The organism is Kaistella solincola (assembly GCF_000812875.1).
GTDB classification, from domain to species: domain Bacteria; phylum Bacteroidota; class Bacteroidia; order Flavobacteriales; family Weeksellaceae; genus Kaistella; species Kaistella solincola.
Map to the genome: position 1 here is coordinate 446,170 of NZ_JSYK01000002.1, position 19,299 is coordinate 465,468.

A 19,299-nucleotide genomic window follows, 5' to 3' on the forward strand; every position below is an offset into this window, starting at 1 on the left:
ACTGAAAATGAGCGTAAAAGATTCTAAAGCCGAATTAAGTACAATTACTTACGACCGGGATAAAATTGAACAAAATGTAGGTTCTATCTATGAAGCGATTGTGGTGATGGGCAAAAGAGCAGAACAAATCAACGCTGAAATCCGCTCTGAACTTCACAATAAACTGGATGAATTTGCGGTGCACAACTCTACTTTGGAAGAAGTTTTCGAAAATAAAGAACAGATTGAAATCTCCAAACATTATGAAAAGCTTCCAAAACCAACGTCAATTGCCATCAGAGAATGGTTAGATGACGAGATTTACTACAGAAAAACAGAAGACAGAAACTAATTATTTATTTCTTAATTATTATAAAGTCACAAGCCGCTTCGGTTTGTGGCTTTTTCTTTACGCCACTTCGGACTGCCGGGCTTTTGTTTGACAAAATTTAAGTAAATTCGTTTCACCTTAAAATTGAGTTCATGACACTTCAGGGCAAAAATATTCTCATTTGCATTTCCGGCGGCATTGCTGCCTATAAAATCACGTATCTCGTTCGGGATTTTATAAAAAAAGGTGCTGAAGTTCAGGTTCTGATGACGCCGTCGGCGGAAAATTTCGTTTCTAAACTTACACTTTCCACACTATCAAAAAAGCCGGTTTTCAGTGATTTTTATTCTGAAAACGGCACATGGAACAATCATGTGGAACTGGCTTTGTGGGCGGATGTTATTTTAATGGCACCATGCACCGCGAACACTTTGGCTAAAATGGTGCACGGCATGTGTGACAGCCTGGTTTTAGCAACGTATATGTCTGCAAAATGTCCTGTTTTCATCGCGCCTGCAATGGATTTAGATATGTATCAGCATCCATCAACAAAGCAGAATTTGGAATTGGCGGAAGATTTCGGGCATCACGTTATTCCTGCGGAATTTGGCGAATTGGCGAGCGGACTTTCCGGTCAGGGTAGAATGGCGGAACCGGAAACCATTTCACAAATTATTGAAGAATTCTTTAATGCTAAAAAAACTTTAGCCGGAAAAACTGTGCTGATTACGGCCGGACCGACGCATGAACAGATCGATCCCGTAAGGTTTATCGGCAATCATTCGTCGGGAAAAATGGGTTTTGCAATTGCCGAAGAAGCAGCGAAGCGTGGCGCAAAAGTCATTTTGATTTCCGGACCGAGCGCTGAAAATACAAATCACGAAAATATAGCCGTTTACCGGGTAAAATCTGCGAAGGAAATGTTTTCGAAAGTTTTTGAGTTTTACGAACATGTGGACATTGCAATTGCAAGCGCAGCCGTGGCAGATTACGCGCCGAAAGACATCGCTTCCGAAAAAATAAAAAAGAAAGAAGATTTTTTAACGCTTGAACTGGTGAAAAATCCGGATATTCTGAAAACGATGGGTGAGCGGAAAAGAAACCAGTTTTTGGTGGGTTTTGCTTTGGAAACCGAAAATGAAGAAGAAAATGCCAAAGTAAAACTGCTGAAAAAAAATCTGGATATGATTGTATTGAATTCGCTGCGCGACAAAGGTGCAGGTTTTCAGGGAACTACAAATAAAATTAAAATTTTAACCAGCGATTCGCTTCTGGAATTTTCATTAAAATCAAAAAAAGAAGTCGCCAAAGATCTCCTGAATTTCGTGGAAAAACAGCTGGTGAAATAATACACCGAAATTTCCGTTTCAAATTTTACAAATGAAGAAATCTTTTACATTTTTAAGTCTTTTTTTTGCATTTCACCTCAGCTTTTCGCAGGAAATTCTGGCGAACGTTCAGGTGAATTCTCAGCAAATTGCCGGCAGTAACACGCAGGTTTTTCAAACTTTAGAAAAAAGTCTGCGCGACTTCATCAACAATACCAGCTGGACCGGCAAAAAATTACAGAACTTCGAAAAGATTAAATGTAATTTTTCCATCGTGATAACAGAAAGACCCGGAAACAGCAATTTTAAAGGAAGCATCGTGGTGCAGGCCGTTCGCCCGGTTTTTAACACGACTTACGAAACGCCGCTTTTAAACCTGAACGACACCAATTTCACATTCGATTATACCGAAAATGAAAACCTGGTTTTCAATGAAAGACAGTTTTCCGGTAAAAACCTCATCGATGTGGTGAGCTTTTATGTTTACACGATTTTGGGTTACGACGGCGACAGTTTTCGCGCACGTGGCGGCCAGGAATGGTTTGAAAAAGCGCTGAAAATCTCAAACAATTCTCAAAACCAAAACTTTGCCGGCTGGTCGCTGCTGGAAGGTCCGAGAACACGAGCAACATTAATTGATAATATTTTGAAACCTGAGCAAAATACCCTTCGAAATGTTTTTTATACGTATCACCGCGCGGGATTGGATAATCTGGGAAAACAGGACCAAACACCCGCGAAAAAAATTATTGCCGATGCTTTGCTGCAGCTGAAAGTGTACGAAGATAATTTTCAGATGAATTATCCGGTGAGCATTTTTATCGACACCAAAACACAGGAAATTTTCAGTATTTTCAACACCGGAACTAACCCCGGAATTAATATGGCGGAACTTAAAGCGCTTTTCACCACACTATCACCAAAAGATATTGACACCAAATGGAGTAAGTGGAAATAGCAAAAATTACCGCTTATTTTGCCCAAATTTTTTGGTTTAAAAATTTTTTACAATTGGCATTATTGTAGCTGTTTCCGTATTTTTTGCGGTTTGACGGTGTTTTTTAATATCGTAAATTCGCATTCTGAATTTCAGATTTCAAAATTGCTATTTAAACTATGCTATCACGGATTTTCATTAAAAACTTCGCGCTTATAGATTCTCTTGAAATTACTTTAGACCAAGGTTTACAGGTAATTACGGGCGAAACCGGCGCAGGAAAATCCATTATTCTCGGCGCTTTACGCTTGATTTTGGGCGAAAGAGCCGATGTAAAAGTGCTGCAGAATTCTGAAAGCAAAAGTATTGCAGAAGCAGAATTTGTAGTGACTGAAAATTTTCGGAATTTTTTCGAGGAAAACGACCTGGATTTTGAAAAAAATACGGTCATCCGACGGGAAATTTTACCAACCGGAAAATCGCGCGCTTTTGTAAACGATGTTCCCGTGACTTTGGAAACGCTGAAAAAACTGTCCGAAAAGCTTATTGATATTCATTCGCAGTTCGAAACTTCAAATCTCTTCGATCAGGAATATCAGTTTCAAATGATTGACGGACTTTCGAAAAACAAAACCTTGGTTTTCAATTATCAGAAAGAATTTGAAATTTATAAAAAATGGGCAAAAGAGCTCGATATTTTTAAAAACCAACTTGCTGAAGGCAATAAAGAAAACGATTACAAAGCATTTTTACTCACTGAGTTAAATGAGGTAAATCTGGATGAATTTGATTTGGAAGAAGTCCAGAACCAACTTTCAAAACAGGAAAATGCAGAAGCGATAGTAGAAAATCTTTCTTTAATTTTCAATAAAATGGATCAGGAAGAAATTGGTGTTCTGGATTCGCTGTTGGATGTAAAAACCAAACTCGGAAAAATTGCCGGTCTTTCGCACGAATTTTCTAAAATCAGCGCGCGTTTTGAGGAAACTTTTGTTGAATTCAAAGATGTGCTTTTCGATCTTCAAAATCTGGCGGAACAGATGGAAACCGATCCGGAAGTTATTTTTGAACTGGGAAATCAGCTGAACAAGATAAATTCGCTGTTCCTGAAACACAAAGTAAATTCTGTAGAAGAATTACAGGCAATTCGCGACCAGCTTTTCTTGGAACAAAACGGTTTCGCGGATTTGGAAGTGACAATTTCTACACTTGAAACCGAAATTTCAAAGAAGAAAATTCAGTTAGAAAAATTAGCCGCTGAATTGTCCAAAAATCGTAAAAAAACAATTCCGGATTTCATTAATAAAATAGAAAAACTGCTGCATCAATTAGGTTTAGAAAAAGCCAAAATCGAAGTTCAGTTAACCGATTTAGAAAACTTTACGCCGCGCGGAAAAGAAAGTATTCAGCTTTTATTTCAGGCGAATTCCGGTTTTCCTTTAAAACCGATTCAAACCGCAATTTCCGGTGGTGAAAGATCGCGCGTGATGCTTTCCATTAAAAAATTAATGGCTGAAAACACCGAATTGCCAACATTGATTTTAGATGAAATCGACACCGGAGTTTCCGGAAAAGTTGCAGAAGAAATCGGCAACGTAATGAAAGAAATGTCGGAAAATATGCAGCTCATTATCATCAGCCACCTTGCGCAGGTAGCTGCAAAAGGAAACAGCAATTATAAGGTGATCAAGCGGGAAATTTCCGGGAAAACCCAATCGACCATTATTCGCCTCAACGAAGAGGAAAAACTTCAGGAAATTGCGCAACTTCTTTCAGGCGCGCAAATTACCGAAGCTGCCGTTGCACAGGCGCGCGAATTAATGAAGTAAACTGTAACAAAACGCGGTTTTTGCGCACTTATTAGCAAACAATCGCCATGTATGGTAAACTTTTAAAATTAGAACTCCAAAGTTTTTTTAGAAATCCACAATTCGGCGCGAATCTCGCCATGAAAATCCTGATGGGTTTTACCTACATGTGGCTCGGTTTTTCGCTGGTGGCGATGGCGTTTGGACTTTATTTCTACAGCCGCGAAGAGCTTAGCGCCGATCCAGTGCGCATTTTCAGCAAATATTTTCTTTATTACGCCGTGGCAGATTTGGTGATCCGGTATTTCATGCAGCAAATGCCAACGCAGAATATTAAACCTTTTCTGAGCCAAAATATTTCCAAAAAAACTTTGGTAAATTATACCATTTTAAAAATATTTTTTAATTTTTTCAACTGGGGTTACCTGCTGTTTATGTTGCCGTTTTGTGGATTGCTCATCTTCCATGGCGGATTTTCGGTGATAAAAGTTCTGATGTTTTTAACCGGAATTATGTTTGTTTTTTACTTTAATAATTTTCTGAATATCTTGCTGAACAAGAAAAACGCGGTTTTATATGCGGTGGGAGCTATTGTTGCTGCAATTGGTGTTGCGGAATATTATGGTTATATAAAACTGTCCGATTATTCGGAGCAGATTTTCTACTCATTTTACCAAATTCCGGGAATGTTTTTAATTCCGGTTTTGCTTACTGCGTTAACAGCTTATTTAGCGTACCGAAATATTTTAGCTAATTTCTACCTGGACCGCGGTCTTGAAATGGAAAAAGAAGTTGGTAAAACCGAAAATATTGAATTTCTGAACCGTTTCGGCACCACCGGAACTTTCATCAATAATGACATCCGGCTTTTGAAAAGAAGCAAAGCCGCAAAATCTGCGCTTTTTGCGGGCATTATGTTTCTGTTTTACGGTTTGCTTTACTTCAGCGGAAAAGCGTACAGCACAGATTTTATGCGCATTTTCCTAGGCCTTTTTGTGACCGGCGGTTTCCTTTTTATGTTTGGTCAACGGGTTCCCGCCTGGGACAGTTCGTATTACCAGCTGATGATGACGCAAAATGTGCCGTACAAAGATTACCTGAAAGCGAAATGGAGCGTCGTGGTTTTAGCGACAATTATTTCGATGGTTTTGGCCGTTTTTTATGTGTTTATCAGCTGGGAATTTTACCTAACCATCTTTGCAGCAGGGCTTTATAATCTTGGTGTAAATTCTTACCTCACACTGCTTGCCGGTGCGTACAACAAAAAACCAATTGACCTGAATTCCCGGGCAAAATCTTTCGGTGGCGGCGCCAATAATATGAATATGAAAGTTGTGCTGATCATGGTTCCGCAAATGGTACTTCCGATGGCAGTTTTTGCAGCGGTAAAATACTTTTTCAGTTTGGAAATGGCAGTCGCGAGTTTAGCAGTTCTGGGCTTAACCGGTTTTTTATTACGTGACAAAATCTTTGACCTGATCGTTAAAACCTACAAAAACCAAAAATATTCAACCATTAGCGCCTTTAAAAAAATATAATTATGATTACAATTAACAATATTTCTAAAGTTTACGGCAACAAAAAAGTGCTTCAAATCGATCTTCTGGAAATCCCGAAAGGTCAGAGTTTTGGTTTGGTTGGAAATAATGGCGCCGGGAAAACCACGCTTTTCAGCCTTCTTCTGGATTTAATTGAGCCTTCAAGCGGCTATATTGAAATTGAAGGAAATAAAGTAAACGAAAATGAACTCTGGAAAAAGCAGGTTTCAGCTTTCATTGACGAATCTTTTTTAATCGGTTATTTAACGCCTGAAGAATATTTTAATTTTTTAGGTGAACTGCGCGAACAAAATAAAGCGGACGTTGCGGAATTTTTGCAGCAATTTACGGACTTTTTTAATGGTGAAATTTTAAATGCCGGAAAATACATCCGTGATCTCTCAAAAGGTAACCAGAAAAAAGTGGGAATTGTGGGCGCTTTAATCGGCAAACCTGAAATTATTGTTTTAGATGAACCTTTCGCAAATCTTGATCCGTCTACACAGATAAAACTAAAAAAACTCATCAAAAACTGGTCAGAAAATGAAAAAGTAACTTTTCTGATTTCAAGTCACGATCTGGCGCACACCACCGAAGTCAGCGACAGAATTGTGCTGCTTAACAAAGGCGAAGTCGCGAAAGACATCATCACGACACCGGAAACTTTGGAAGAGCTTGAAGAATTCTTTGCTACGTCGGTTGAAAGTGAAGTTTTAGCTTAATTTAAAAACAAAAATTCCGGGCAAAAACCCGGAATTTTTCAATTAATTAATAACCTAAAACTATATCATTTCTATTTCTTAAACCATATCGCCAGGTTTCACCCATTCATCAAATTGGTCTGCGGTTAATAAACCAAGGTTCACCGCTTCTTCTTTCAAAGTCGTACCGTTTTTATGGGCTGTTTTGGCAATTTTTGCTGCATTTTCATAACCGATATGCGTGTTCAGCGCAGTTACCAACATCAATGATTTATCCACCAGTTCGGTAATTCTTTCATTGTTTGGCTCGATTCCTACCGCGCAATGGTCATTAAACGAAATACACGCATCGCCCAAAAGCTGCGCAGACTGTAAAAAATTGTACGCCATTACCGGCTTGTACACATTGAGTTCAAAATTCCCCTGAGTTCCGGCAAAAGAAATCGTGGTATCATTACCTAAAACCTGCGCGCAAACCATGGTCATCGCTTCATTTTGCGTCGGGTTTACTTTTCCTGGCATGATGGAAGAACCCGGTTCGTTTTCCGGAATATAAATTTCGCCAATTCCACTTCGCGGGCCGGAAGCTAAAAAGCGAATATCCTGCGCAATTTTATAAAGCGCCACAGCAAGTTGCTTCAAAGCGCCGTGCGTTTCTACAATCGCGTCGTGTGCTGCAAGCGCTTCAAATTTATTTGGTGCCGTTTCGAACGGAAGACCTGTAAATTCAGAAATATATTTCGCAACCAAAACGTCGTAACCTTTTGGTGTATTTAATCCGGTTCCAACTGCAGTTCCGCCCAAAGCGATTTCCTGCAAATGATCCAAAGTATTGGTAATGGCTTTCATGGCATAATCCAGCTGCGCAACGTAACCTGAAAATTCCTGACCTAAAGTTAATGGCGTAGCATCCATTAAATGCGTACGTCCGATTTTCACGACAGACTGAAATTTTTCGGCTTTTTCGTTCAAAGTATTTCTTAGTTTTTCTACCGCCGGTAAAGTATGCTCCACTACTTTCTTATAAGCAGCAATGTGCATTGCGGTTGGATACGTGTCGTTTGAACTTTGAGATTTGTTGACATCGTCATTCGGGTGAATTTCAGATTTTTCGCCCAAAACACCGCCATTTTTTACGTGAGCCCTGTTCGAAACCACTTCGTTCACATTCATGTTTGATTGCGTCCCGGAACCGGTTTGCCAGATAACGAGCGGAAACTGGTCGTTCAGTTTGCCTTCCAAAATCTCATCGCAAACTTTTGCGATCATATCTCTTTTTTCGCTGGCCAAAACACCTAATTCTGCATTGGTATAAGCGGCAGCCTTTTTCAGATAAGCAAAAGCTTCGATGATTTCGTGTGGCATAGAAGCCTCGGGACCAATTTTAAAATTGTTGCGGGACCGCTCGGTTTGTGCGCCCCAAAATTTATCTGCAGGCACCTGAACATCACCCATCGTATCTTTTTCTGTTCTGTAATTCATTCCTTTTATTTTATGCCTAAAATTAAGAATTTTAAAAATGTCGGGCAAAGTTTTTTGAATGATAAATATCTCACATTAACGCGCATCTTTAATTTAACCTCCAAAAAAATTCCGGCCTTATATTGGCAAAAAATTGCAAAACGTCTTTAGCGAATTTAAAATCAGTTTAAATAAGAAAAATCGGCGCAAAATCTTTGTACCAATCAAAATTTATCCTATTTTTGCCTAAAATCTACGAGATGATGTTATTATCAGCGTTTTGGCCTTTCTATCAGTTCCTTTGGACCGTGTATTTCGTAATCATGTTCCTGGTTGGGTTCTGGTGTATTTTTATGTTTTTCGGTTATGTAATCCCGATCTGGTTAACTTCAGGGTTAGCAGAATATTTCGGCAAAACCAAAGCTTTTGATCCGGAAGAAGTACGCAGAAAAACTTTGCCGGAACAGGGTGCAGAAATTGTTTTCAGCAATCCAAAAGGTCGTGGTCCATTTCTCCACACCGGCGACAGTCACGGTCATCACTAGTTGATGTCATTGCTTTCCCACCATAATTCCGGAAAAAGCAATCACAAAGCAAAACCATATATAGCATCAGTTTCTATTTTTTAGAAGCTGATTTTTTTTTGCAAAAATTAGGAGCTTGAAGGGCATTTTTTTCGTACACTGCTACAACCCGCTCTTCATTGCAATTCCTCAGCGCGGCTTTGCAGCCGCGCTTCCGGGATTTCCACTGCGATCGGGGCTAGAATTCCTTTTCAGCATCTTCCGACGGGAGAATTCTTGCCGTTCTTTTGCCTCATTTTCGCTATCTTTGCAGACACAAAAATCCAGAAAATGTCTAAGTCTCTTATACCAAAACTACAAGCCATAAAGCAACGTTACAACGAAGTTGCTGACTTAATTATTCAGCCTGACATTATTTCTGACCAGAAAAAATACTCTGCTTTAAATAAAGAATACAGCGATTTAGGTAAAATCGTGACCGTTTTCGACAAATATCAGCAAGCTTTAAATACCATTGAAGAATCCGACGAAATCATTGCAGACGGGTCCGACAAGGAATTTGTGGAAATGGCAAAACTTGAAAAATATGAAATGCTGGATAAAATTCCGGCACTGGAAGAAGAACTGAAAGTTTTGCTTATCCCAAAAGATCCTACCGATGACAAAAACGTCATCGTGGAACTCCGTGCAGGAACCGGCGGCGACGAAGCTGCAATTTTCGTGGAAGATGTTTACCGTGCGTACGCCATGTATTTCAAATCAAAAGGTTGGAAACACGAGATTACCGATGCCAGCGAAGCTGCAAAAGGTTACAAAGAGCTTATTTTGAAGGTTGAAGGTAACGACGGCGTTTACGGAATTATGAAGTTCGAATCCGGTGTGCACCGCGTTCAGCGTGTTCCGGAAACTGAATCTCAAGGACGCGTTCACACTTCAGCAATTACCGTCGCGGTTTTACCCGAAGCTGAAGAAGTTGATTTTGAACTAAATCCGGCAGATATCGAAATGCAGACTTCCCGATCCGGCGGTGCTGGTGGTCAGAACGTAAATAAGGTTGAAACCAAGGTTCAGCTTACGCACAAACCAACCGGAATGGTGGTTGTCTGTCAGCAGGCACGCTCGCAATTAGCTAACCGTGAACTTGCGATGGAAATGCTGAGAACCAAACTATACGACATCGAACTTCAAAAAGCAGTTGGCGATATTGCGGCACAAAGAAAATCTATGGTTTCTACCGGCGACCGTTCCGCGAAGATTAAAACCTACAATTATTCTCAGGGAAGAGTTACGGATCACCGCATTAACAAGTCCATGTACAATCTTGATGCGTATATGAACGGCGATTTGCAGGAAATGATCGATGCTGTAATTATGGCAGAAAATGCGGAAAAAATGAAAGGTGAAGAAGAAAATTATTAGGAGTATAATAATAATTTAATATATTAGCGGAAATATTTAAAACAAACGTATTATGAAAAAATCAATTTTTATTCTAGGAGCAGTTGGATTTCTTGCTTTGACATCTTGTAAAAAAACAGAAACGGTAGCTACTGATTCTGATATGGACACTACTGCATCAGTTGTTGTTGTAGATAACGATTCCATGCCAATCACCAATGATTCTACTGTAAATGAAGTAGACAACGCAGCAGAAAACGCTGTTGATGCTACAGGTGACGCAATCAAAGACGGCGCAAACGCTGTAAAAGATGCTTCTAAAGACGCTACAGACGGAGATGGCGACATCACCAACTAATTAAATTTACTTTTTATATCGGAAACCCTGCACGAAAATTGCAGGGTTTCTGCTTTTACACCTTGCAAATTTTTATATTTGAAACACACAAAAAAATTGAAATTATGAAAAAACTGATTTTTGGCCCCTTTATTTTGCTTTTGGCTTTTACGTCCTGCGAAAAAAAGGTCACCACTACGATTGAAGATGATGGCGACCGCACCACGGTAGAAACCGTAGGCCTCGATAAAGAAAGAATTGATTCCACCGCCGAAAAAGTTGGTGATAAAATAGAAGTCGTAGCGGAACAAACCGGCGATGCATTACAGGAAACCGGTGAAAACATCAAAGAAGAAATTAATAAAGCCGACCACGAAGTAACAATCCAGAAGGAAAGACGCGAAACTCGCAAAAAACCTGACAGTCTTTAAAATAAAAAATCCGTCTCCACACGAAACGGATTTTTTTTACCTGTTATTTGGGCAAATTTTTCGGTTTTCCTAAAAACTTCATATTTCCACCGAAAGCTTCTACTCCTGAAAAAATTGTAACTTTACCTCCATTAAAGTCAACATCAATGCGCCACGCCATTAAAAATACCACTCCGGATTTCTCCATAAAATTACCGGCTAAAACGCCCTATTTTTTCGAAAAAGACGGTTTGGAAATGAAATCTTCCTACACCGAAAAAGATTCTGAAAAATTTACCGAACAGCAATTTTCCGCCGGATTAGCGCCGTATTTACGCGGCCCGTATTCCACGATGTACGTTCAGAAACCCTGGACAATCCGCCAGTATGCGGGTTTTTCTACCGCTGAAGAATCCAATGCTTTTTACAGAAGAAATTTAGCAGCGGGACAAAAAGGTTTGTCTGTAGCTTTTGATTTAGCAACGCACCGCGGTTACGATTCCGATCATCCGCGTGTTCAGGGTGACGTGGGAAAAGCCGGTGTTGCTATCGATTCTGTGGAAGACATGAAAATTTTATTTAATGAAATTCCTTTGGATGAAATCTCTGTTTCAATGACGATGAACGGCGCAGTTTTACCCGTTTTGGCCTTTTATATTGTGGCTGCGGAAGAGCAAGGTGTATCTCAGGAAAAACTTTCCGGAACCATTCAGAATGATATTCTGAAGGAATTCATGGTGCGTAACACCTATATTTATCCGCCGACTCCGTCGATGAAAATTATCGCGGACATTTTTGAATATACCTCGAAAAATATCCCGAAGTTCAACTCGATTTCAATTTCGGGTTATCATATGCAGGAAGCCGGCGCGACACCGGTTCTCGAAATGGCTTACACTTTAGCCGACGGTTTGGAATATGTACGCACCGGAATAAAAGCGGGAATGAACATCGATGATTTTGCGCCAAGGCTTTCGTTTTTCTGGGCGGTTGGCATGAACCATTTTATGGAAATTGCAAAAATGCGCGCGGCGCGGTATATTTGGGCAAATCTTTTAACGCAGTTCGATCCCAAAAATCAAAAATCTTTAGCTTTACGAACGCATTCCCAGACTTCCGGGTGGAGCTTAACCGAGCAGGAACCTTTCAATAATATTACGAGAACCACGATTGAAGCGCTGTCAGCTGCTTTGGGCGGAACCCAATCTTTGCACACCAATGCTTTGGACGAAGCCATTGCTCTTCCAACCGATTATTCCGCAAAAATTGCCCGAAATACCCAGATAATTTTACAACAGGAAAGCGGCATCTGCGACGTCGTAGATCCGATGGGCGGAAGCCATTTGGTTGAAGGTCTGACGCAGCAGATGATTGATGAAGCCATGAAATTCATTGAAGAAGTGGAAAAAGAAGGCGGAATGACGAAAGCCATCGAAGCCGGAATCCCAAAAATGAGAATTGAAGAAGCTGCAGCGAAAAAGCAGGCAAAAATCGACAGCGGCGAAGAATTTATTATTGGTGTAAATTCTTTTCAATCCACGCAAAAACAGATGGAACTGGAGATTTTAGACATCGATAATTCTGAAGTTCGGCGGAAACAGATAGAAAGGTTAAATCACATAAAAGCCTCAAGAAACCCGGAAAAAACGGCAGAAATACTCGAAAAAATTAAAGAATGCGCGAAATCAGGGGAAGGAAATCTTTTGGAAATCTGCATCGAAGCTGCGCGCCGACGCGTAACTTTAGGTGAAATGAGCGACGCGATGGAAGAAAGTTTCGGGCGTTATAAAGCCAACATTAGAACTATTGAAGGAATTTATGCCATGAACGCAAGCAAAAATGAATATTTCGGAAAAGCACTTTCTTTAGCGGAGAAATTTGAGGAAAATGAAGGCCGCAGACCGAGAATTATGGTGGTGAAAATGGGTCAGGACGGTCACGATCGCGGTGCAAAAGTAGTCGCAACCGCATTTGCAGACATGGGTTTTGACGTTGATGTCGCGCCGCTTTTCCAAACTCCGGAAGAAGTGGCAAAACAGGCGGTGGAAAACGACATTCATATTTTGGGTGTTTCATCTTTGGCTGCAGGACACAAATATCTGGTTCCGGAAGTCGTAGCAGAGCTGAAGAAATTGGGTGCTGACGATATTACGATTGTCGTTGGCGGCGTCATACCGAAGCAGGATTACGATTTTCTTTACGAAAACGGCGCGGATTTTATTTTCGGGCCTGGAACGAATTTACCGAAATCTGCGTGCGAGATTTTGGAAGGTTTTCTTAAAAACGAATAAAGAATTACTTTTTAAAATAATTTTGGTAAAACGAAAAAAAACGGTCTTTTAGCCCGTTTTTTCTATTTCTGATATTGGTTAGAACGTTTGGTTTCCTTTAAGGACGTATTCGCGACCCGGCCTGAACGGAGCTCTTTTTGCGAAGCGAAGCGGAGCAAAAAAGCGGGAGTGGAGGACGGAAAAAGTCGCCCGAAAAACCAGATTTACAAAATAGAAAAATTGGCCCTTTTAGCGGCAAATTTTCCTGAATTGCAAAGTTGAACTTTACAGATCATTTCGTAAACCAAAAAAAAATGCCGTTTAAACGGCAAATTTTTATTTTTAGAATATATCTTCAAAAGCCATATCGACTTCCAGTTTTTCGGCGAGAAGTTTTGATATTTTTATGCGAAGTGGCTCAATATCAATGTTTTCCATCGCGTCATTAGCGAAAGCGAAAAGTAACATGGCCTGCGCTTCTTTGTGTGAAATTCCGCGCGCGCGCAGGTAAAACAGCGCATCTTCATTGAGCTGACCGACGGTACAGCCGTGGGAACATTTCACATCATCAGCGAAAATTTCAAGCTGCGGTTTACTATCCACCGAAGCGCCTTCGTTCAGCAAAACATTGTTGTTTTGCTGATAAGCATTGGTTTTCTGCGCGATTTTGTCCACGTAAACTTTGCCGTTGAAAACGCCGTGAGATTTGCCTTTGTAAATCCCTTTATAATTTTGGTAGCTTTCACAATTCGGCGTTTTGTGATGCACGGCTGTGTGGTGATCCACGTGCTGCTCGTTGTCGATAATCGTGATTCCGTTCATGAACGAGTTGATGTTTTCGCCGTTATGAATGAAATCCAGGTTGTTTCTTACGAGTTTTCCGCCGAAGGAAAAAGTGTTCACGGTGGTTAAACTGTCGCGCTCCTGTTTTGCAAAAGTGTGGTCCACTAGGTAAGATGTGTCGCTGTCGTTCTGCACTTTGTGCCAGTCTGCCTTCGCGTTCTGATAAGTGAAAATTTCGGTAACCGTGTTGGTGAAAACGTAGGTTTCATCGAAGTTATGGTGACTTTCAATGACCTCGATTTTGGAACCTTCTTCTGCAATCAGCAAATTTCTGGTGTTGTAAAAGGTATTTTCGTCCTGATTTTGCGAAATGTAAAAAACGTGGATGGGTTTTTCAATCACCACATTTTTCGGTACTTTCAGGAAAAATCCCTGCTTGCAGTATGCCGTGTTTAAATTGGTGAAGGCCAGATTTTGGTCGGCGATGGTATTGAAATAATGCTCGAAAACATCTTTATGATTCGGATCGTTCAGCGCGAAATTAAATGATAATAATTCCACGTTTTCGATCGAAATTTTTGAAAGTTCCTTGTGCAGTCTTCCATTAATAAAGACAATCCAGTCGAAATTTTCTTCGCCTAGATGAAGTTCAGCTATCTGTTCCTTGGAAATGGTGTGCGCTTCTGTCGGGAAAAAATTATAATTTTTTTCGGTTATTTCGCGCAAATTTGTGTATTTATATTCTTCGTCTTTCTTTGTGGGAAAGCCAAAATGAAAGAACTTTTGCAGGGCTGCCTTTCGGTTTTCATCAAGAAAACGGTGCTGAAGCGTATCTAAAAAAGCCGCGTGGTTATTTTGTATATTTTCTAATAAAGCCATTATTTAGTTTGATATTTGAAGTTTGATATTTTAAAAGAAATCAGCGTAGTTCAAATCTCAAATTAATTCAAAAGCCAATCGTATCCTTTATCTTCAAGTTCCAAAGCCAGCGATTTGTCGCCTGTTTTAATGATTTTTCCGTCAGCCAGAACGTGTACAAAATCTGGTTCGATATAATCTAAAAGTCTCTGGTAATGGGTAATCAATAGAACAGCGTTTCCGGCGTTACGGAAAGAATTTACACCATCTGCTACAATTCGAAGCGCGTCAATATCAAGACCAGAATCAGTTTCATCCAGAATCGCTAATTTCGGATTGAGCATCATCATCTGGAAGATTTCGTTACGTTTTTTCTCACCACCAGAAAAACCCTGGTTTAAAGAACGTGAAAGGAAATCTCTTTTAATGTTCAGCTTTTCGGAGTTTTCTTTCACCAAAGCCAACATTTCTTTCGCCGACATATTTTCTAAACCTTTTGCTTTTCGGTTTTCGTTGATGGCAGCTTTTATAAAATTGGTCACGGTAACACCAGGAATTTCCACAGGATATTGAAAAGAAAGAAAAATGCCTTCGTGCGCTCTTTCTTCCGGCGCATCTTCCACGATATCTTTTCCTTCGAAAAGAATTTCACCGTCGGTAACTTCGTAATCTTCTTTCCCGGCGATTACCGAAGCTAAAGTTGATTTTCCGGCACCGTTTGGTCCCATAATCGCGTGAACTTCACCCGGATTTATTTGAAGATTAATTCCTTTCAGAATTTCTGCTCCGTCTTCGATCTTTGCGTGTAAGTTGTTAATTTTTAACATAATATGAAATGAGGTAATTAGATAATTAAAGGTTAATTACTTCCTGTTTTTTATTTTAAATATTTAATGAAATTTTCTGGCAGGTATTTGGGCAAATTTTTTGCTTTTGGCAAATTAACCGACGCTACCTTCCAAAGAAATTTCTAATAATTTTTGTGCTTCGATGGCAAATTCCATCGGTAATTTGTTCAGTACTTCTTTTCCGAAACCATTTACAATCAGCGCAATTGCTTTTTCAGTGCTGATTCCTCTTTGGTTACAGTAGAAAATCTGGTCTTCACCAATTTTTGAAGTTGTGGCTTCGTGCTCAAGCTGCGCTGTCGGATTTTTTACTTCAATATATGGGAAGGTGTGTGCGCCACAATCATTACCCATCAATAAAGAATCACACTGTGAAAAGTTCCGCGCACCTTTTGCAGTCGGCATTACTTTCACCAAACCACGGTAAGAATTGTTGGATTTACCGGCTGAAATTCCTTTAGAAATTATGGTGGATTTCGTGTTTTTTCCGATGTGAATCATCTTTGTTCCCGTATCTGCGTACTGATGGTGATTGGTAACCGCGATGGAATAAAATTCACCGATGGAATTATCACCTTTTAATATACAGCTCGGATATTTCCAAGTTACGGCAGAACCTGTTTCCACCTGAGTCCAGGAAATTTTTGCGTTTTTCTCACAAATTCCGCGTTTTGTTACGAAATTAAAAACACCACCTTTACCTTCGGAGTCTCCAGGGAACCAGTTTTGTACAGTTGAATACTTAATTTCTGCATCATCTATAGCAAATAATTCCACTACGGCAGCATGCAACTGATTTTCGTCGCGCGCTGGTGCGGTGCATCCTTCCAGATAAGAAACGTAGCTTCCTTCATCAGCGATAAGCAGCGTTCTTTCGAACTGCCCACTACCCGACTGGTTAATACGGAAATACGTGGAAAGTTCCATCGGGCATTTTACCCCTTTCGGAATGTAGCAAAAACTTCCGTCGGAAAAGACCGCGGAGTTCAGGGCTGCATAGAAATTATCGCCTCTTGGGACAACTTTTCCGATATATTTACGAACCAATTCGGGATAATCGCGGATCGCTTCGGAAATAGCGCAGAAAATAATGCCTTTTTCCTTTAATGTTTTCTGAAACGTGGTTTTAACTGAAACTGAATCGACCACGATGTCCATCGCAACGCCGGTCAGCCTCTTCTGCTCATTAATATTGATGCCGAGCTTTTCGAAAGTCTTCAATAATTCCGGATCAACTTCATCTAAACTCGCCAATTCCGGTTTTTTCTTTGGTGCCGCGTAATATTGAATCGACTGAAAATCAACCTTTTCATATTTCACATTCGCCCAATCCGGTTCTTCCATTTTTTGCCAGATGCGGAAAGCTTCAAGGCGCCATTCCGTCATCCATTCCGGTTCTTCTTTTTTTGCCGAAATCATCCGGACAATTTCTTCGCTTAAGCCGATGGGGAAATCGTCATACTCAATATCTGTGGTAAAACCGTATTCGTATTTCTGATTTTCAAGATCAACCCGAAGGTCGTCTTCTGTATATTTTGCCATTTTCTTAAAAATTATAGGAATTTACAGGGAAAAACTTTCACCACAACCGCAAGTTCTGTTCGCGTTTGGGTTGTTGAAGATGAACCCTTTTCCGTTTAAACCTCCTGAATATTCCAAAGTAGTTCCTGCCAGATAAAGAATTGATTTTTTATCGATGATAATTTTAATACCATTATCCTCAAAAACCTGGTCAGCGTCGTCTTTTTGGTTATCAAATCTCAGTACATATTCCAATCCAGAACAACCGCCGCTTTTTACACCGACTCTTATATAATCTTCAAAAGGCCTAAAACCTTCTTCAGTCATTAACTGAATGGCTTTGTCTTTTGCGTGATCGCTAACTTTTATCATTGTTTTTATTTAGAATCATTTTAGATTGCAAAATTACTAATAATAAAATGAAAATCAAATTAGGACGTATATATTTGTCTATACCTTCAATAGCTTTAAAAATTTAACTATTGCAGGCGAATTTCATCCAAAACCAAATTAAAATAATGAAAAAATTAGGATTGTTTTTTTTGGCCTTAACGAGCCAATTTTTTTTCGCACAAGCCACGCGTTTTGTTTATCAGGTTTCAATGAAACCGGATTCTACCAACCGAAACAATATTAAAACCGAAAACGCTTACCTTGATATTACTCCGGAAAAATCGGTTTTTTATGCTGAAAACCGGCTAAAAAGAGATTCCATTATGGGTAAAGCACGACAAACCGGCAGCTTTAATTTCGACAGAAGCCAAATGCAGTCATTGCGTACAAACCTGGATTTTCTTATTGAAAAAGATTATAAAACAGGTAAAAAATTGTACAACGCCAGAATTTTGCGCGATCAATACTCTTACGAAGAAGACCGCCAGATGGACTGGAAAATTCTTCCAGAAATCGCCACAATTGGTGAATATAAAACCCAAAAAGCGCAAACAGATTTTGCAGGAAGAACCTGGTCCGCCTGGTTTACGACAGAAGTATCGTTTCAGGACGGACCATATAAATTTTCGGGTCTACCGGGTTTAATTGTAAAAGTTGAAGATGCGAAAGGTGATTATTCCTTTGACTTGAAAGAAACCAAAAAAATTGCTGAAATGCAGGATTTTAACCAGCGTGGAAATTTAGTGAAAGTAAAACGGAAAGATTTTGAAAAGCAGGAAGCACAGTTCCGCAAAGATCCCGCAGCTTTTGTTCAGGCAGCGATGGGCGCGCGTGGCGGCTCCGGAATCAGCGCACCGCAAAGCCGTGGTTCCATGAGAAGCCCGGACCCCAATCAGCGCCGGCAAATGGAAACCAGAATGGCCGAGGAGCAAAAGAAAAACAACAACCCGATTGAACTGAAATAAAAAAATAACCCGCTATTTGCGGGTTTTTTTATGTTTTGCTGTTTAGGAATTTACCTCTGCTTTCAACCATTTCGAGCTCGAAAGATATTGCTGATCAGGATAATAAATAAAGAGACAGTTTTCGTTTTTTATCGTGTTGATGATCGGCTGCGCCAATTCACGCGGCACCGCCGGGCAACCCCAACTTCTACCCAAACGTTTCTGGCTCTTAATAAAATCATCACTCACATAATCTGCGCCGTGCATTACAATTGCGCGCTGCAGCGCCGCATCATTGTAACCCGCGTCCATGCCGATGAGCTTCAGCGAATATCCGTTTGAACCATTATAAGAACCTTCGGTGATATAAAAACCCAAACTGCTTTGGTAAGAACTTTCAATATTCGAAAATTTCTGCGCAAATTCTTCACCGGTATTTTTTCCGTGTGCGACAAGTGAATTAAACAGAACTTTCTTTTCAGCAAGATCTATTACCCACAATCTTTTTTCGGTGGAAGAAAGTGAAAAATCGCAGATGGTTAAAAGATTGGAATTTTCGGGCATTTTTCCGGCTTTTTTTAAGTTTTCAAAACCAAGAAAAGCTTTTTCAAAAACTTCGGGATTAAGTTTTTTCATATCGGAAAAAGAAATGCTGTTATAAATTTCTGCCGCCTTTTCGGCCGAATTTTTTGCTTTTGACTTCAGCGGAATATTTGTGGTTTCAGCTTTAATAATATTTGCTGTGTGCTTTTCGCTTTTGCTTTTAATGGTGTAGAAAGAAGTGCTGAAAAACAGAACAGAAACTAAGATTAAAAGGAATTTTTGCATAGGTAATGTTTGGTAATTTGGAGGCGCAAAAATACAATTATTTAATTATCAAGCCTTTAAATGATAAATTTTTAACTTTTTCTTATGAAGGTTTAACAGTGT

At 39.9% G+C, this 19,299-nt stretch carries 18 protein-coding genes; 12 read left to right on the forward strand and 6 right to left on the reverse strand.

Annotated features, from left to right (window positions below):
• Positions 1–7: 7 nt before the first annotated feature.
• The 6 genes from OA84_RS03095 (at position 8) to OA84_RS03120 (ending at position 6,643) form a co-directional block, all read left to right on the forward strand.
• On the forward strand, positions 8–331 hold the full coding sequence (locus tag OA84_RS03095; RefSeq protein ID WP_039342126.1) for a DNA-directed RNA polymerase subunit omega: 324 nt from the start codon (positions 8–10) through the stop codon (positions 329–331).
• Positions 332–462: 131 nt separating this feature from the next.
• Entirely contained in the window at positions 463–1,659 is a 1,197-nt protein-coding gene (gene coaBC / locus OA84_RS03100) for a bifunctional phosphopantothenoylcysteine decarboxylase/phosphopantothenate--cysteine ligase CoaBC (protein WP_039342129.1), read from the forward strand.
• A gap of 31 nt (positions 1,660–1,690) precedes the next feature.
• Positions 1,691–2,596 (forward strand): type IX secretion system protein PorD, encoded by a 906-nt coding sequence (gene porD, locus OA84_RS03105; protein ID WP_039342133.1) that lies wholly within the window; start codon positions 1,691–1,693, stop codon positions 2,594–2,596.
• Between the two features lie 158 nt (positions 2,597–2,754).
• Positions 2,755–4,404, forward strand: coding sequence for a DNA repair protein RecN (locus OA84_RS03110; protein WP_039342136.1), 1,650 nt, complete (start codon positions 2,755–2,757; stop codon positions 4,402–4,404).
• Between the two features lie 47 nt (positions 4,405–4,451).
• Positions 4,452–5,921, forward strand: coding sequence for a DUF5687 family protein (locus OA84_RS03115; protein WP_039342139.1), 1,470 nt, complete (start codon positions 4,452–4,454; stop codon positions 5,919–5,921).
• A 2-nt stretch (positions 5,922–5,923) separates the two neighbouring features.
• The gene (locus OA84_RS03120) at positions 5,924–6,643 is read left to right on the forward strand and encodes an ABC transporter ATP-binding protein (RefSeq protein WP_039342142.1); all 720 of its coding nucleotides are present in this window, start codon (positions 5,924–5,926) and stop codon (positions 6,641–6,643) included.
• A gap of 78 nt (positions 6,644–6,721) precedes the next feature.
• On the opposite strand, the gene fumC is transcribed toward OA84_RS03120, so the two are convergent.
• Positions 6,722–8,104 carry a class II fumarate hydratase gene (gene fumC, locus OA84_RS03125; RefSeq protein ID WP_039342145.1) on the reverse strand — a complete coding sequence of 461 codons (1,383 nt, stop codon included), beginning with the start codon at positions 8,102–8,104 and terminating at the stop codon, positions 6,722–6,724.
• 242 nt (positions 8,105–8,346) lie between these two features.
• On the opposite strand from fumC, the gene OA84_RS03130 reads away from it, so the two are divergent.
• From OA84_RS03130 to scpA, 5 genes are all read left to right on the forward strand, one after another.
• Complete coding sequence (locus tag OA84_RS03130; protein WP_185093399.1) at positions 8,347–8,628, forward strand: hypothetical protein; 282 nt, start codon at positions 8,347–8,349, stop codon at positions 8,626–8,628.
• Positions 8,629–8,937: 309 nt separating this feature from the next.
• The gene (prfA, locus tag OA84_RS03135) at positions 8,938–10,026 is read left to right on the forward strand and encodes a peptide chain release factor 1 (RefSeq protein WP_039342151.1); all 1,089 of its coding nucleotides are present in this window, start codon (positions 8,938–8,940) and stop codon (positions 10,024–10,026) included.
• 142 nt (positions 10,027–10,168) lie between these two features.
• Positions 10,169–10,363, forward strand: coding sequence for a hypothetical protein (locus OA84_RS03140; RefSeq protein ID WP_169743474.1), 195 nt, complete (start codon positions 10,169–10,171; stop codon positions 10,361–10,363).
• A 104-nt stretch (positions 10,364–10,467) separates the two neighbouring features.
• Positions 10,468–10,773, forward strand: a complete 306-nt coding sequence (locus OA84_RS11135) for a hypothetical protein (protein ID WP_156965023.1) — start codon at positions 10,468–10,470, stop codon at positions 10,771–10,773.
• Between the two features lie 146 nt (positions 10,774–10,919).
• Complete coding sequence (gene scpA / locus OA84_RS03150; protein ID WP_039342156.1) at positions 10,920–13,043, forward strand: methylmalonyl-CoA mutase; 2,124 nt, start codon at positions 10,920–10,922, stop codon at positions 13,041–13,043.
• Between the two features lie 321 nt (positions 13,044–13,364).
• On the opposite strand, the gene sufD is transcribed toward scpA, so the two are convergent.
• From sufD to OA84_RS03170, 4 genes are all read right to left on the reverse strand, one after another.
• Positions 13,365–14,684, reverse strand: coding sequence for a Fe-S cluster assembly protein SufD (gene sufD / locus OA84_RS03155; RefSeq protein WP_039342158.1), 1,320 nt, complete (start codon positions 14,682–14,684; stop codon positions 13,365–13,367).
• A 62-nt stretch (positions 14,685–14,746) separates the two neighbouring features.
• The gene (gene sufC / locus OA84_RS03160; protein WP_039342161.1) at positions 14,747–15,490 is read right to left on the reverse strand and encodes a Fe-S cluster assembly ATPase SufC; all 744 of its coding nucleotides are present in this window, start codon (positions 15,488–15,490) and stop codon (positions 14,747–14,749) included.
• 114 nt (positions 15,491–15,604) lie between these two features.
• Complete coding sequence (gene sufB, locus OA84_RS03165) at positions 15,605–17,053, reverse strand: Fe-S cluster assembly protein SufB (protein WP_039342164.1); 1,449 nt, start codon at positions 17,051–17,053, stop codon at positions 15,605–15,607.
• 21 nt (positions 17,054–17,074) lie between these two features.
• On the reverse strand, positions 17,075–17,404 hold the full coding sequence (locus OA84_RS03170; protein ID WP_039342166.1) for a HesB/IscA family protein: 330 nt from the start codon (positions 17,402–17,404) through the stop codon (positions 17,075–17,077).
• 146 nt (positions 17,405–17,550) lie between these two features.
• On the opposite strand from OA84_RS03170, the gene OA84_RS03175 reads away from it, so the two are divergent.
• Entirely contained in the window at positions 17,551–18,390 is an 840-nt protein-coding gene (locus OA84_RS03175; protein WP_039342731.1) for a GLPGLI family protein, read from the forward strand.
• 42 nt (positions 18,391–18,432) lie between these two features.
• Here the strand turns inward: OA84_RS03175 and OA84_RS03180 are convergent, their stop codons facing one another.
• Positions 18,433–19,197: a murein L,D-transpeptidase catalytic domain family protein gene (locus tag OA84_RS03180; protein ID WP_039342169.1), complete on the reverse strand. Its 765-nt coding sequence runs from the start codon at positions 19,195–19,197 to the stop codon at positions 18,433–18,435.
• Positions 19,198–19,299: the final 102 nt, after the last annotated feature.

Coding starts and splice junctions, on each gene's coding strand:
- OA84_RS03110 (WP_039342136.1), top strand. CDS start 2,755: ATGCTATCACGGATTTTCATTAAAAACTTCGCGCTTATAGATTCTCTT.
- sufB (WP_039342164.1), bottom strand. CDS start 17,053: ATGGCAAAATATACAGAAGACGACCTTCGGGTTGATCTTGAAAATCAG.
- OA84_RS11135 (WP_156965023.1), top strand. CDS start 10,468: ATGAAAAAACTGATTTTTGGCCCCTTTATTTTGCTTTTGGCTTTTACG.
- prfA (WP_039342151.1), top strand. CDS start 8,938: ATGTCTAAGTCTCTTATACCAAAACTACAAGCCATAAAGCAACGTTAC.
- scpA (WP_039342156.1), top strand. CDS start 10,920: ATGCGCCACGCCATTAAAAATACCACTCCGGATTTCTCCATAAAATTA.
- coaBC (WP_039342129.1), top strand. CDS start 463: ATGACACTTCAGGGCAAAAATATTCTCATTTGCATTTCCGGCGGCATT.
- porD (WP_039342133.1), top strand. CDS start 1,691: ATGAAGAAATCTTTTACATTTTTAAGTCTTTTTTTTGCATTTCACCTC.
- OA84_RS03175 (WP_039342731.1), top strand. CDS start 17,551: ATGAAAAAATTAGGATTGTTTTTTTTGGCCTTAACGAGCCAATTTTTT.
- OA84_RS03140 (WP_169743474.1), top strand. CDS start 10,169: ATGGACACTACTGCATCAGTTGTTGTTGTAGATAACGATTCCATGCCA.
- sufC (WP_039342161.1), bottom strand. CDS start 15,490: ATGTTAAAAATTAACAACTTACACGCAAAGATCGAAGACGGAGCAGAA.
- OA84_RS03180 (WP_039342169.1), bottom strand. CDS start 19,197: ATGCAAAAATTCCTTTTAATCTTAGTTTCTGTTCTGTTTTTCAGCACT.
- OA84_RS03130 (WP_185093399.1), top strand. CDS start 8,347: ATGTTATTATCAGCGTTTTGGCCTTTCTATCAGTTCCTTTGGACCGTG.
- OA84_RS03095 (WP_039342126.1), top strand. CDS start 8: ATGAGCGTAAAAGATTCTAAAGCCGAATTAAGTACAATTACTTACGAC.
- OA84_RS03170 (WP_039342166.1), bottom strand. CDS start 17,404: ATGATAAAAGTTAGCGATCACGCAAAAGACAAAGCCATTCAGTTAATG.
- OA84_RS03115 (WP_039342139.1), top strand. CDS start 4,452: ATGTATGGTAAACTTTTAAAATTAGAACTCCAAAGTTTTTTTAGAAAT.
- sufD (WP_039342158.1), bottom strand. CDS start 14,684: ATGGCTTTATTAGAAAATATACAAAATAACCACGCGGCTTTTTTAGAT.
- fumC (WP_039342145.1), bottom strand. CDS start 8,104: ATGAATTACAGAACAGAAAAAGATACGATGGGTGATGTTCAGGTGCCT.
- OA84_RS03120 (WP_039342142.1), top strand. CDS start 5,924: ATGATTACAATTAACAATATTTCTAAAGTTTACGGCAACAAAAAAGTG.